A 14,931-nucleotide genomic window follows, 5' to 3' on the forward strand; every position below is an offset into this window, starting at 1 on the left:
ATTTGGCGCAAGCCAAACCCGTGGCGCGTACATCGAAGCGAGGCGCGGCACGGAGAGGACAGCCAGACCAACAGGTGAAGCCGCGAAGAAGTATTTGTACCTCTACTTAGGGGATCCTTCGACACGAAGCCTATTGCTTCGGCTCAGGATGACGTACTATTCACGTTAGGCGCAACTCTACTTCGCGGCGAACGATGGGGCGAGGCTGGACGAGGCGCCGCATTGCAACCGAACGCAGGGAGCGCAGCGACCAATCTATACACGGTATAGATACCATTCGTAAGAATGGGCGTTCGCATGGTTGGATACTATTTACGAGGAAAACGGTATGAAACAAAAGACAAAACAAATCGTTGCGCTATGCTTGGATATCGCCGTCTTCGCGCTGATGGTGCTATCCGTGTTCTTTATGATGTTCGGCGTGCAATTCATGGGCGAAGACTTGGCGCTCGTGGCGTCCAAGGCCGAGGCGTTCAAGTTCTTCACGGTGGACAGCAACGTCCTTATGGGGCTCGTTGCGTTGCTGTACGCGGTGTACCTCGTCCTCTTGCTCGCGGGCAAAATCGACGCTATTCCGCATTGGCTCCACGTGCTCAAATTGGTGGGTACGGTAGGGGTTTCTTTGACATTTCTCACCGTCGTGGCCTTTCTCGCGCCCTTCGTCGCGCCCACGTTCTGGTCGCTGTTCACCAACGCCAGTTTCTTTATGCACTTCCTCACGCCCGTCTTGTCCATCGTCGTCTACGTCTTCTTCGAGGACACCGACGACGTCCGCTTCCGCGAGACCTTTTGGGGCCTCGTGCCCATGGGCGTCTACGCGATTTTCTATTCGGTCAACGCGCTCACCCACGCTGTGGACGGCAAGGTCCCTTATGAATACGATTGGTACGCCTTCGTGCAGGGCGGCGTATGGCAGATGGCCATCGTTCTCCCGTTGATGCTCGTGGCCACCTATCTCATCGCCCTCGTGTTGTGGGTGGGCAATCTCGGCGTTTGCCGTGCCCGTATCCGTCGCTCGCACGAGTAGAGGTCTGTCCCTAATCTTTTGCCAAATCTCTCCGCCTCGTGTGTATTTGTTATGTTGACAAAAACAGTTGTCAATGGTATAGTTGTACTGTGCTCCTATACAAACCGAACGAACACATACGCGAGGTACCCCTATGAACGAAAGAAAACCCATCGCCTACCAAGGCACCGAACCCTACATATTCGTATCCTACGCCCACGCGGACAAGGAAATCGTGTGGCCGTTTATTCTTGCATTGCAAGAAAAGTATAACGTATGGTATGACGACGGCATCGAATACGGCAAGGAGTGGGAGGACTTTATAGCGGACAAGTTGGAGCATTGCGCTTTGTTTTTGTTCGTCCTTACACCCATATCCTTGGAATCGCAGAATTGCATGGACGAGTTGGCGTTCGCCCGCGATTTGAAGAAGCCTTTCGTCAATATATTGAAGAATAGTGAGATGGAATCGAAATTGCCACGTGGTTTCAAGCTCCGCTACGGGCGCTATCAAATGTGCAAGTTGGATATGTTTGCCACCTTGTCGGACGCCGTCGCCGACCTTGGGAAAAAATGTGAGTACTTTGCACCGTGCGCAACGAAGGCGAAGCCTGACGCGTCTTCCATGCGGGTCAAGGCCACCGCCAATGTGGCTAAGCCCATTCCTGTTGCTGCCACCATAAGCGGAACGGTTACAGCCCGCGCCAACGTTACGTTGCAACCGTACAGTCGCGAGGGCGACTATATCTACTTCGGCACTTATCCGCAAGACGCCAAGGCGGACAGTGTGACCATCACGGACAAGAGAGACAATCGGGGTTATTTCCTCGGTTCAGACGGAGCGTCGTATGCCAAAGCGGGTGATGGTTACTATAAAGTAATGCCCATCAAATGGCGTATTCTCGAGGAGAAAAACGGAGAAGCATTCCTTCTTGCCGACAAAATATTGGCCGCACATCGCTTTGACAAAAGCAATAACAATTACGAGCGGAGTGAGATACGCGCTTGGCTCAATAAGAATTTTTATGGCCAAGCATTCAATGAAGAGCAGAAGAAATTGATATTGCGTAGCGAAGTGGACAACAGCGCGCGTTCTACCAACCCCAATAGCGAAGCCACCGCCTTTAACAGTGGCAACAACGACTACGCTTGTGCGAATACGCAGGACAACGTATTCCTACTCTCGGAGCAAGAGGTAACGGCCGCCGCCTACGGATTTAGTAGCAGTTACAGCGACTACGACACGGCTCGCTGCAAGCAAAACACGGACTATGCCAAGTGCCAAGGAGCCTGGACCAGTACCGATGATTATTACAAAGGTAACGGCTATTGGTGGCTCCGTTCGCCCGGCTATGATCGTAGTAGCGGCGCGCGTTTCGTCCGCAACTATGGCTATGCCGCCAGCGACGTCATTGTCCTCAGCACTCTTCACGGCGTTGTTCCCGCTTTGAAAATTAAACTTTCGTAAGGCGTCCGAGTAACACATTATCTCTAAGTAGAGGCACGTCCCCCTATGAGATACTTCGCCACAAAGAGCAGAGCGCATTGGCTCCGTATGACGCCTTTAACGAAAGTGTCGATTTTCTACAATTCGCCCCGCAAGGGGCAATCTCGCATTCGCACGGGGCAGCGGTTTTGCCGCCCCCTTGCGAATGCCGAAATTTGGATAATAAAATCACCCAAACAAGAGAGCAGTGTTTTTCATACCGAGCCGCAATCATCCCTCTACATTCAACTAGTTGGGTTGCGAGATATCGCCATCGTTCCGCCGAATTAACAAAACCGTCATACTGAGGGTACACGCACCGTCATCCCGAGGCATTCGGTCTATTGCCCTTTATTTTAGGCGCAAGGGATCCCCTAAGCAGCGGCCGTATCCTTTTTCCTCGCGCTCCGTTTCCTTCCGCGCCCGCATTTCGTCGCGTGTGCGCCCGCGCTCACACTTTTTATCTACAATTTGCGTTATACTATTTGCCTTTTATATAAGCAAGGATTATAATAGGGTTTATGGAGGCTATATGAGCGAAAGTATGTTGATCAACCTCGAACTGTACCGCGTGTTCTACGTCGTAGCCAAGACGGGCAGTCTCACCAAAGCCAAGAAGGAATTGTTTATTTCCCAGCCCGCCATCTCGCAGGCCATCAAACAGCTCGAGACGCAGCTCGGCGGTTGTTTGTTCATCCGCACCAGCCGCGGCATGGAACTCACCAGCGAGGGCAAGATGATGTTCGAGTACGTGGAGCAGGCCTACGGCCTCATCACGATGGCCGAGCACAAGTTCAGCCAAATGAAGGGCATCGCCTTCGGCGAAATAAGCATCGGCGCCAGTGACACACTTAGCAAGTTTTTCCTCATCAACCAGATTCGCCGCTTCCGCGAGAAATACCACGACATCAATATCCGCATCACCAACCGCACCACGGACGAGAATATCGCTCTCCTCAAAGCGGGCAAGATCGACATGGCCATCATCAACTATTCGCAGAGCATTTCCGAGCCCACGGTCGAGTTCACGCCCTGCGCCACGGTGGGGGAGTGCTTCGTGGTCAACCGCGATTGGATAAGCAAATTCGACCATCCCCTCACGGCGGAGGAGCTGTGCGCCTATCCCCTCATCATGTTGGAGCGCAAGTCGGGCACGCGCCGCGACATCGAGAACGCCATCATCCAAGCGGGCGGCAACGTGCGCCCCACGTTGGAGCTGTGCTCGGTGGATATGATCGTCGAATGTGCCAAGATCGGCATGGGCGTAGGGCTCGTCACCAAGGAGTTTGTGGCCGAGGACTTGGCCAAAGGCGCTCTGTATGAGGTACCCATTTCCTTTTCGCTGCCCCGCCGTCCCATCACCATCGCCACCATGCGCGGCGCACCCCTCAACTTCGCCGCCACCAAATTTATGGAATCCATCATCAAGAAATAACCGTCTATATTAGGGAGGATATATGAAACAACTGACTTCAAAAGAACTACGTTCGACCTATCTCAACTTCTTCAAAGAGCGCGGCCACGCCGTCATCAAATCGGCGTCTCTCATCCCCGAGAACGATCCCACCGTGTTGTTCACCACGGCGGGTATGCACCCCCTCGTCCCCTACCTTTCGGGCGAGAAGCACCCCGCGGGCAAGCGCCTCACCGACGTGCAAAAGTGCGTGCGCACGGGCGACATCGACGAAGTGGGCGACAGTTCGCACTGCACCTTCTTCGAGATGCTCGGCAATTGGTCGTTGGGCGACTACTTCAAGAAGGAGAGCATCGGTTGGTCGTACGAATTGCTGACCAAGGTCCTGGGCATCGACCCCGCCAATCTGGCCGTCTCCGTCTTTGCGGGCGACGCGGACTGTGCGCGTGACGAGGAGAGCGCCGCTTTGTGGCAAGCCAATGGCATTCCCGCCGAGCGCATCTTCTACCTGCCCAAGAAGAACAACTGGTGGGGCCCCGCCGGCGAGACCGGTCCCTGCGGTCCCGACACCGAGATCTTCATCGACACCGGTCGTCCCAAGTGTTCGCCCGAGTGCTCTCCCGCCTGTTCGTGCGGCAAATATTTGGAGATTTGGAACAACGTGTTTATGCAGTTCCGCAAGAATGCGGACGGCACCTTTAGCCCCCTCGAGCAGAAGAACGTGGACACGGGCATGGGTTTGGAGCGCACCGTGTGCGTGCTCAACGGGCACAAGTCCGTCTACGAGACCGACCTCTTCGCCCCCGCCATCGCGCGTATCGCCGCGCTTTCGGGCGTGACGTACGGCGAGGACGAAGCGTCCACCCGCGCCATGCGCGTCATAGCCGACCACATTCGCACGGCCACCATGATGATAGGCGACGAGAACGGCATCGTGCCCTCCAACGTCAACCAGGGCTACATTCTGCGCCGTCTTATCCGCAGAGCGGTACGCTTTGCCCGCCTCATCAACCTGCCCGACGACGGCTTGGTCGAGGTGGCCAAGGTGTATATCGCCGAGTATCGCGAGGTCTATCCCGAGATCGGCGACAACGCCGACAAGATCGTCACCGAGCTCAGCAAAGAGGCCGCCAAGTTCCAACAGACCTTGGCGCAGGGCATCAAGGAGTTCGAGAAAGTGGTGGGCTATCTGCCCCCCGAGTGCAAGCGCCTTTCGGGCAAAGCGGCGTTCCGTCTCTACGACACCTTCGGTTTCCCCATCGAAATGACGCAGGAGTTGGCCGCCGAGAAAGGGCTCGAAGTGGACGTCAAGGGCTACGAAAAGGCCTTTGAGGAGCACCAAGCCAAGTCGCGCGCGGGCGCCGAGCAGACCTTCAAAGGCGGTTTGGCCGACCACGCGGAGGCCACCAGCCGTTTGCACACGGCCACCCACTTGATGAACGCGGCGTTGCGCACTTTGCTGGATCCCAATATCCGCCAGCGCGGCAGCAACATTACGGCCGAGCGTTTGCGTTTCGACTTCAACTTCGACCGTCCTCTCACCCCCGATGAGATCAAAGCGGTGGAGGATTGGGTCAACGCGGCCATCAAGGCCGACGTAGAGGTCGTTTGCGAGGAGATGCCCTTGGACGCCGCCCGCGAAAAGGGCGCGATGGGCATTTTCGACAACAAGTACGGCGACGTGGTCAAGGTGTACACGATGGGCGAGTATAGTTGCGAGATCTGCGGCGGTCCCCACGCCAAACGCACGGGCGAACTCGGTCATTTCAAGATCGTCAAAGAGCAGTCTTCGTCCGCCGGCATTCGCCGCATCAAGGCCGTATTGGAATACTGATCGGCATTCACATATACTGAGTTATGAGACTTTGGAAAGAGGACGTATATACGGCGATGGAGCGCGATCCCGCGGCGCGCAGTTTTTGGGAGGTCTTTTTCGCCTATCACGGCGTTAAGGCCTTGCGTATGCACCGCAGGGCCAATCGGCTCTATCGTCACGGTCATTACACGCTGGCGCGTATGGTGGCTTCCAAGTGCATTCGCCTCACGGGCATCGACATTCACCCCGGCGCCGAGATAGGCCGCCGTTGCTTCATCGACCACGGCGTGGGCGTCGTCATCGGCGAGACCACCATAATCGGCGACGACGTGCTCATCTACCAAGGCGTCACGTTGGGCGGTACGGGCAAGGATACGGGTAAGCGTCACCCCACCGTAGAGGACCGCGTGATGATTTCGGCGGGCGCCCGCGTGTTGGGTCCCATCACCATCGGCCACGACAGCAAGATAGGCGCGGGCTCGGTCGTACTCAAAGAGGTACCCCCCTTCAGCACGGTCGTAGGCGTACCGGGCAGGGTGGTCAAGACCAACAACGTCCGCGTGTCCGATTTGGACCAAATCCATATCCCCGACCCCATCTTGGAAGAATTGCGCAGGCTCAACGACCGCATTTGCACGTTGGAGAAAGCGGCGGGCATTTCTGCTTGCCGCTACACCATCACCGCCGACTCGCAGGAAGTCGTCGAGGAAGACAAGAAACCCACCCCTGACGAGGAATAATTATGTTACGCGTTTACAACACCCTTACCGGGCAAAAAGAAAAGTTCGAGCCTCTTCACGCCCCTGACGTACATATGTACGCCTGCGGCATCACCGTGTCGGGCGAGGCGCACATCGGCCACGCTTATCAGGCGCTTATCTACGACATTATTCGCCGCTATTTGGTCAAGTGCGGCTATCACGTCACCTACGCCCGCAACTATACGGACGTGGACGACAAGATCATCGCCTCCGCCAATCGCGCGGGGATTGACGCCACCACCTACGCCGAGCGCATGATCGAAAATATAGACGGTCAAATGCGCCGTTTGGAAGTGGGCGATCCCGACGTATGGCTCCGCGCCACACAGCATATCGGCGATATCATCGAGTTCGTCAAAGAGCTCATTGCCACGGGGCACGCCTACGCCACGCCCAAGGGCGACGTCTACTTCGCCGTGGACAGTTACGCGGGCTACGGCCATCTTTCCAACCGCAATCTGGAGGACGCCAAGGTGGGCGTGCGCATCGATCCCGACGAGGAGAAGCGGGACGCTTTGGACTTCGCCTTGTGGAAGAGCGCCAAGAAGGGTGAGATCTTCTGGCAGTCCCCTTGGGGCGACGGTCGTCCCGGCTGGCATATCGAGTGTTCGTGTATGAACCGCGCGGCGTTCGGCGAGCAGATCGACATTCACGGCGGCGGCAGGGATCTCATCTTTCCCCACCACGAGAACGAGATCGCGCAGACCGAGTCGTTGACGGGCAAGACCTTCGCCAAGTATTGGTTCCACAACGGCCTCATTAAGGTCAACGGGCAAAAGATGAGCAAGTCGTTGGGCAACAGCCTTTTGCTCAAGGACCTCTTGGACGCCTACGGCCCCGAGACCATCAAGTTCGCCCTGTTGCAGAACAACTATCGGCAGGACATCAACGTCACCGACAATCTCTTCCCCGACGCGGACAGGCAGATGACCGACTTCTACAAAGTCATTGCCGACGTCAAGCGGGCGTTCCCCGACGAGGAGGACGTCGACCCGACGGTGGACCTCGCGTTCAACGAGGCGATGGACGACGATTTCAACACGGCCAAGGCGCTGTCCGACCTCTTCGGTCTGTTCAAGCGTGTCAAAGCCGCGTTGGCGGCGGGTGACCCCGTGGCCGCTCGCATCGTCAACGGCGTCGTGTCGTCCTATTCCCTTTTGGGGCTGTTCACCAAGGATCCCGCTACGGTCGTTGCCTCGTACGCGGCCAAGCACGCCGTCGTCGTTCCCGACGAGGTCAAGGCCATTGCCGAGCGCCGTTTCGAGGCCAAGAAGGCCAAGGATTGGGCCACGGCGGACGCGCTTCGCGCCGAGTTGACCGCCTTGGGCTGGGCGGTCAAGGACAGCAAAGATGGCTACACGCTTTCTCCGCTCGAATAAACGCTTGCCGCAGTCGGCAAGCGAGCGAGATAAATCCCTTTGGGATTTGCGATATACTCTATCGGGTGCTACGTATTCGCCATAGACGTCTAAGCTACCGTTTCACTGTGTGTATGCTTCACAGGTTCCTGCCGTTTCTTGCGGCAGGGCCTTTTTTATTCTTTTACTTTTATGGAATGCGCGTTCGTGTGCGCACGCATACGCGCGAGCGCACGCCCGTGTGAAAAATTAATTTTCGGCACAAGATATGGCGTTCGCGTTCGTCAAAAACCGTGCGGATTATACGCGATTCGTCAAGAATCGAATCCCGGAATTATGCAAAAATACATTGCCCGCAACGCCATATATGGGTGCAATGCACGGGTTTTCGAGCGATTTTTGCACGTATTGTGGTGGCTTGGAGCGGTCGTATGCGGGTATTTATGCATAGATGTAAGCATTTTCACCCCGTCGGCAGGCCTTTCTTGATATACTATATATTGTGGTGTACAAAACCTATTGCCCCTATATTTGGTATTTTTTTTGAAAATGGGGCTTGACTTATTCGTCGGTATTTTGTATAATAACCCCGTTAGTTTCATTTTAGGGAGGTTCACCATGTATCGAGTAAAAAAGAGAGATGGTTCAGTCGTCGAATTTGACCTGAACAAGATCAAGAACGCCATTCAAGCGGCGTTCGACGCCACCAACACGCAGTACAGCAACGACATTTTGGATATGCTCACCTTGCGCGTCACCGCCGATTTCGGCAGCAAAGTCAAAGACGGGCTCATCGCCGTCGAAGACGTGCAGGACAGCGTCGAGGTCGTGCTCATTCAGACCAACTACGTGCAAGTTGCCAAGGCCTACATTCTCTACCGTAAGCAACACCAAAGCATCCGCGAGGTCGCGTCCACCGTCATCAACTATAAGGATACCATCGACAACTATCTGAAGATCAACGATTGGCGCGTCAAAGAGAATTCCACCGTCACCTATTCGGTCGGCGGCCTCATTCTCAACAACTCGGGTGCTCTTACCGCCAACTATTGGCTTTCCGAGGTCTACGACGAGGAGATCGCCTCGGCGCACCGCAACGCGGACATTCACATTCACGACCTCAGCATGCTCACGGGTTATTGCGCGGGCTGGAGCCTCAAACAACTCATTCAAGAGGGCTTGGGCGGCATTCCCGGCAAGATTACGTCCTCTCCCGCCTCGCACTTGTCCACGTTGTGCAACCAGATGGTCAACTTCTTGGGCATCATGCAGAACGAGTGGGCGGGCGCGCAGGCTTTCTCCAGCTTCGACACCTATTTGGCCCCCTTCGTCAAGGTGGACAACCTCACCTACAAAGAGGTCAAGCAATGCATTCAGTCCTTCGTCTACGGCGTCAACACGCCCAGCCGTTGGGGCACGCAATCGCCCTTCACCAACATCACGTTGGACTGGGTGGTGCCCAACGACCTCGCCGAGTTGGACGCCATTGTGGGCGGCAAGAAGATGGACTTCAAATACAAGGATTGCGTAGAGGAGATGCGCATGGTCAACAAGGCCTTCATCGAGGTCATGATCGAGGGAGACGCCAATGGCCGCGGCTTCCAATACCCCATTCCCACCTACAGCATCACCCGCAACTTCGATTGGTCCGAGACCGAGAACAACCGCTTGTTGTTCGAGATGACCGCCAAGTACGGCACCCCCTATTTCTCCAACTATATCAACAGCGATATGGAGCCTTCGGACGTGCGCAGTATGTGCTGCCGCTTGCGCTTGGACCTTCGCGAGTTGCGCAAGAAATCGGGCGGCTACTTCGGTAGCGGCGAGTCCACGGGTTCGGTGGGCGTCGTCACCATCAATATGCCCCGCATCGCCTATCTCTCCAAGGACGAAAACGAGTTCTTCGCCCGTTTGGACAAGATGATGGACATTGCGGCCCGCAGTTTGTCCATCAAGCGCAAGGTCATCACCCGCTTGATGGAGAACGGCCTCTATCCCTACACCAAGCACTATTTGGGTTCTTTCAACAACCACTTCTCCACCATCGGTTTGGTGGGTATGAACGAGGCGTGCCTCAACGCCGCCTGGATCGGCAAGAACCTCGTGGATCCCGCTTCGCAGGAGTTCACCAAGCGCGTGCTCAACCATATGCGCGAGCGTTTGTCCGACTACCAAGAGGAGTATGGCGACCTGTACAACCTCGAGGCCACGCCCGCCGAGAGCACCAGTTTCCGTTTGGCCAAGCACGACAAGGTGCGCTATCCCGATATGATCTTCGCCAACATGAACGGCACCTGCTACTACACCAACAGTTCGCACTTGCCCGTGGGCTACACGTCCGACATTTTCGAGGCGCTGGACATTCAGGACGAGTTGCAGACGTTGTACACGTCGGGCACCGTCTTCCACGCCTTCCTCGGTCAAAAATTGCCCGATTGGCGCGCGGCGGCCACCTTGGTGCGCAAGATCGCCGAGAACTATCGCCTGCCGTACTACACCTTGTCGCCCACCTATTCGGTGTGCGCCGAGCACGGCTACCTCACGGGTGAGCACTTCGTGTGCCCCAAGTGCGGCAAGAAGGCCGAGGTCTACAGCCGTATCACGGGCTACTATCGCCCCGTGCAGAATTGGAACGACGGCAAAACGCAGGAGTTCAAGGATCGCAAGGTCTACGACATCGACCATTCGGTACTGCACCACGAGCGCGTGATGGATTCTCCCTGCTGCGGTGCGGACGCCTATGCGCCCGACTTCGCGCCCCAAGAGGACAAAGAGATCTTGCTCTTCGCCACCAAGACCTGTCCCAACTGCGCCATGGCCAAGTCCATGCTCAACAAGGCGGGCATCGCCTATCGCGTAGTGGACGCGGAAGAGAACAAGGATCTCACCATCGCCTACGGCGTCAAGAAAGCGCCCACCCTGATGGTGCCCAACGGCGCGGAGTACGTTCGCTACGAGAACGCCAGCGAGATTCGCAAATATATCGAAAGCAAATAAAGTTTGTTTCCCCGATTCCTTTGTCGGGGGCACGAACGCCGATTATCCGAGAATTGCCTCAACTTGTTGAGGCAATTTCTCCAAAATGCAAAAAGAGGAGTACACTATGCACGATATCATCATCATAGGCGCAGGTATGGCGGGCATGACAGCCGCATTGTATTGTTTACGCACGGACAAGAACGTGTTGATTTTGGAGGCCGAAACGGTGGGCGGCCAAATCGCCAATTCCCCCCGCGTGGAGAACTATCCCACCATCGAGGCCATCGGCGGCAGCGAGTTGGCCAACCGCCTGTTCGAGCAAGTGCTGTCGTTGGGCGCGGAGTTCGAGTTGGAGCGCGTGTTGCGTGTGGACAAAGTGGCCGAAAAGCACTTCGTCGTCACCACCGACTACGGCACGCACGAGGGCAAAGCCGTCATCGTGGCGGCGGGCGCCAAGCATCGCCCGCTGGGGTTGCCCCGCGAGGAAGAACTCGTGGGCAAGGGCGTGTCCTATTGCGCCGTGTGCGACGGCCCCTTCTTCAAAGGGGAAGAGATCGCCCTCATCGGCGGCGCCAATTCGGCCTTGCAGTACGCGTTGGCCCTGTCTTCCTATTGCACCAAGGTACACATGATCGTCCTTCTCGACTATCTTATGGGCGAGGAGGCCCTCATGCGCGCGGTGCGCAACACCCCCAACGTGCAGATCTATATGGAAACGGTGTGCGAGGAATTTATCGGCTCGCCCGAGCTTACGGCCATTCGCATTCGCAACAAGGACGGCGAAAAGGTACTCCCCGTCAAGGGCGCGTTCGTGGCCATCGGGCAGATGCCCGACAACGAGGCCTATACCAACCTTGCCGACCTCAATCAATGGGGCTATTTCGATTCGGGCGAAGATTGCACCACCCGCACGGAGGGCTTTTTCGTGGCGGGCGACTGCCGCAGCAAGCGAGTCAGGCAACTCACCACGGCCGCCGCAGACGGTGCTTCGGCCGCCATCGCCGCCTGCAATTACCTCTTGCGGGAGTAGACTGTTTTTTTGCGGGCTTCGGCCCGCTTTTTTTACGAATACGCGGAGAGCGTTTCTACGGGGCGCGTAGCACGGCGCGGTAGGGTAGCGCGCGTATTCGTATCAAAAAAGCCCCCGACGTCGGGGGCTTTTGCGTACCATCGTGCTGTTTATTGCTTGTCTTTGGGCTTGGCGGGAGCCTTTTTGCCGCTTGCGGATTGCTTCTTTTGGGCGGGTTTGGCTTGCGCTTTTGGTTTGGCGGGTTGCTTCTTGGCGGTCGGTTTTTCGTTTTCTTCCGCGGGCGCTTTGTAGGCGACGGGGAAAGAGGGCGTAAAGAGGTTTCTCATCTTGGTGGCGATGAGGTTTTTGTCGATGAGTTTGCCGGCATTCGCCACCAAGCGTTTGGTGGCCTCGTCCAACGAATCCAGCAAGGCCTCGATGAAGCCCGTGGACGGATTTTCGCTGAGCGATACGGTCAGGCGGTCGAAGGTCTTGCCGAACGAGATGGCGATATACCGCGAAGATGCGTATTCCAAGAGGTACAGACGTATCACCAGCACGGGCTCGCCGCGCTCGTTGAGGACGAAGCGCCCGTCCGCCACGCAATCGTACAGATTGCCGTAGAAGTCGTAGGTGCCGCGCACCCCCTCGGCGAAGTTGAAGCGTAGGGGCGTTTCTTCTCCGTGTTCTTTTACCCACAAAGTCCAAACGCCGCCTTCCTCGGTAAGGCGCAGTCCCTTGATGCCTTTGGCGTAGGTGCCCATCTCGTTTTGCATGAGCAAAGGCAATAGACCGCACGAGTTGGCGATCTTGTCCTTGGGCACGTATTCCCTATCGCGTATTTCGTCGAGCAAATAGTGCAAAGAGGGGTCGTCCGCGAGGTCGCGGGGCGCTTGCTCGGGCACGAGGTCGAAGTTGGCGGGCGCGGCCTCTGCGAAATACTTTGCGCCGATGGTGTAGATATTGCTGCCGTGGAAGGCCTCGTTGTTGGCGCAACACATCACCACGACGACGCCGCTACGGCGCCAGATATGCACTTCTTGGTTAAACATACCGTTGAAACAGCAGAAGTCCTTGTCGTCGTCCACCCACATTTGGTAGCCGTAGTCGAAGCGGTGCCCCACTTTGGTGGAGGCGATTTGCTTGTGACTCATTTGGTCTATCCATTCTTCGGACAGCACGCGTTTGCCTTGCCACATGCCTTTGCCCTGCACCAGCAAGCCCAATTTGGCCATATCCTCGGGCAGGATATACAGACCCCAACCCGATTTGGTGACGCCCTCGGGCGAATGCTCGAAGTAGGTGGCGTTGAGCCCCAGCGGCGCAAATATTTTCTCCCTCACGTAGTCGGCCATCGTGCGCCCCGTAATGGCTTGGATGCACGCGCCAATTATATAGGTGTTGAGGGAATTGTACTCGAATTTAGCGCCGATTTTGAACTTGTTGGGCGAATCGAAAAAGCCCTTCGTCCATTTGAGCGAGGTCGCGCTCTCTATCTCGTTGAACGTGTTGCCCGTGCTCATGGTCAGCAGATGGCGAAGGGTGATCTTCTTGTTCTGCAAATTGCCCACCTTGTTGTCTATGCCGAGAATGGTCGATACGGGCGCGTCCAGATCCACCTTGCCCTCGTCCCACAAGGCACCGAGGGCCAAAGCGGTCACGGTCTTGGTGGCCGAGAACACGCAGTCCCAACTATCCGGCACGTAGGGGTGCTCGTAGCGTTCGGCGATGACCTTGCCGTCCTTCAGGACGAGTATGCGGTTGGCGCGAATGGCGGGGTCGCGGCGAATTTCGCTGAGGAAAGACTGCACGTAGGCCGAGGACAAGCCTACGTCCTCGGGTAGGGCGCGGGGCAAAGACTCCACCTCTCCCGCGTACACCACCGTCTTGTCCGGTTTTTTGTTCTTGACGGTGTGCACGGTGGGCTTGTCCGTGTTGAGATTGCGCAAAAGTACGATGATACTACTGATTGCCGAGCCTAAGGGCATACTATATCCTCCTTTCGGCGCTATGCGCCCAAGTTTCGTCGCCACGGGTGCCTACTGCGCCCACGCAGTCGCGTTTTGCATCAAAAAGGGGGTGACGTACCCCTGTTTTTTTGTCCAAACTCAAAGCAAAATGCCCAAGTGATTGACCTGAAACGCCCGTCTGTTGAGTTCGTACGCCGAGCGCGTGCGCATCATATAGTCCTCGATAAGGCGTATGGCGATGGGTTGCAGCTTGTCCAACAGTTCTTCGAGGGACAAGCGCGTGGTCCATTGTCCGTTGCGGATGGTTTCCCACTCCCGATGATTGCGGTTGAGATAGTCCAACTCGGGCAGATTGTACCCGGCGGGCACGGGGCCTATATCGTGCTCGGTCAGGCACTTGTACACCTGCTTTTGCCCGATGGCGTGTTGCACCACGGCGCACACGGCGCGCTCGTACATTTTGGCGATATCCTCGGCCACGTCCGCCTTCACGTCGTTGCGGCGCAGTTCCTCCAACTTGCCGTCAAGGTAGGCGTTGGCGATGTGCAAATCCACCGAATCTTTGATTTGCTCGAAGGTCAGCACGTCCTTGCCGTCGTCGAAATAGTGTCCCACCCCGTTCTCGGCGAGGTAGTGCAGATAGGGATTGAGACGGCTGTCCAAGAGGTAGTGCGTCAGCATACCCAACATATAGGACAACTGGCACTTGCTGCCGCTCTCGTACACGTGCGCCCCCGTCTGCTCGAAGAGTTCGTACGGCTCCGCCACGTCCATCTCGGCGGGCAATCGGCCCAAAGGCGCCATCACGTCCGCGCCCAAAGCCCCCAAGCGATAGGCGTCGGGATACAACCGAATGACGGCATTCGGCGCATAGGACAACTTATCCTTGAGTTGCATGGCGAAATAGAGGTGGGTATAGTGACCGGGCATAATGTCTCCTGTCGCGCCCCGCAACTTCCATAACGGTCGCGCTTCTCCTTCATTATACCCCACTCGCCGCCAAAAGTAAAGAGCGCAACCAAAACGAATCCAATTTTTTGAAATCGGCGACAAATGCTTGCCTAAGTATGTAGATAGGATATATAATGTTATAAAATATTTTTTTGCGTGCTACACGCCTGCGCGTGCGGCG

10 protein-coding genes are annotated in these 14,931 nt (G+C 56.4%); 8 read left to right on the forward strand and 2 right to left on the reverse strand.

Translation table 11 applies throughout. The features are described from left to right. The first annotated feature begins 328 nt into the window (after positions 1–328). From II896_02035 to II896_02070, 8 genes are all read left to right on the forward strand, one after another. The gene (locus II896_02035) at positions 329–1,027 is read left to right on the forward strand and encodes a hypothetical protein (GenBank protein MBQ4443424.1); all 699 of its coding nucleotides are present in this window, start codon (positions 329–331) and stop codon (positions 1,025–1,027) included. Between the two features lie 133 nt (positions 1,028–1,160). Beyond that, positions 1,161–2,474, forward strand: a complete 1,314-nt coding sequence (locus II896_02040) for a toll/interleukin-1 receptor domain-containing protein (GenBank protein MBQ4443425.1) — start codon at positions 1,161–1,163, stop codon at positions 2,472–2,474. Between the two features lie 550 nt (positions 2,475–3,024). Continuing rightward, complete coding sequence (locus II896_02045; GenBank protein MBQ4443426.1) at positions 3,025–3,927, forward strand: LysR family transcriptional regulator; 903 nt, start codon at positions 3,025–3,027, stop codon at positions 3,925–3,927. Positions 3,928–3,949: 22 nt separating this feature from the next. Then, positions 3,950–5,740, forward strand: coding sequence for an alanine--tRNA ligase (locus II896_02050; protein ID MBQ4443427.1), 1,791 nt, complete (start codon positions 3,950–3,952; stop codon positions 5,738–5,740). A gap of 23 nt (positions 5,741–5,763) precedes the next feature. Then, the gene (gene cysE / locus II896_02055) at positions 5,764–6,462 is read left to right on the forward strand and encodes a serine O-acetyltransferase (GenBank protein MBQ4443428.1); all 699 of its coding nucleotides are present in this window, start codon (positions 5,764–5,766) and stop codon (positions 6,460–6,462) included. A 2-nt stretch (positions 6,463–6,464) separates the two neighbouring features. After that, a complete protein-coding gene (gene cysS, locus II896_02060) occupies positions 6,465–7,862 on the forward strand; it encodes a cysteine--tRNA ligase (protein MBQ4443429.1) in 1,398 nt (465 codons plus the stop codon). Positions 7,863–8,459: 597 nt separating this feature from the next. After that, the gene (locus tag II896_02065; protein ID MBQ4443430.1) at positions 8,460–10,838 is read left to right on the forward strand and encodes a ribonucleoside triphosphate reductase; all 2,379 of its coding nucleotides are present in this window, start codon (positions 8,460–8,462) and stop codon (positions 10,836–10,838) included. 106 nt (positions 10,839–10,944) lie between these two features. Further along, a complete protein-coding gene (locus II896_02070) occupies positions 10,945–11,850 on the forward strand; it encodes an FAD-dependent oxidoreductase (protein ID MBQ4443431.1) in 906 nt (301 codons plus the stop codon). A gap of 149 nt (positions 11,851–11,999) precedes the next feature. Here the strand turns inward: II896_02070 and II896_02075 are convergent, their stop codons facing one another. Both II896_02075 and II896_02080 read right to left on the reverse strand, forming a co-directional pair. Beyond that, positions 12,000–13,817: a serine hydrolase gene (locus tag II896_02075; protein MBQ4443432.1), complete on the reverse strand. Its 1,818-nt coding sequence runs from the start codon at positions 13,815–13,817 to the stop codon at positions 12,000–12,002. Positions 13,818–13,937: 120 nt separating this feature from the next. Next, the gene (locus II896_02080; GenBank protein MBQ4443433.1) at positions 13,938–14,729 is read right to left on the reverse strand and encodes a zinc dependent phospholipase C family protein; all 792 of its coding nucleotides are present in this window, start codon (positions 14,727–14,729) and stop codon (positions 13,938–13,940) included. Positions 14,730–14,931 lie beyond the last annotated feature (202 nt).

The organism is Clostridia bacterium, from assembly GCA_017394805.1.
GTDB lineage: Bacteria > Bacillota > Clostridia > Christensenellales > CAG-1252 > RUG14300.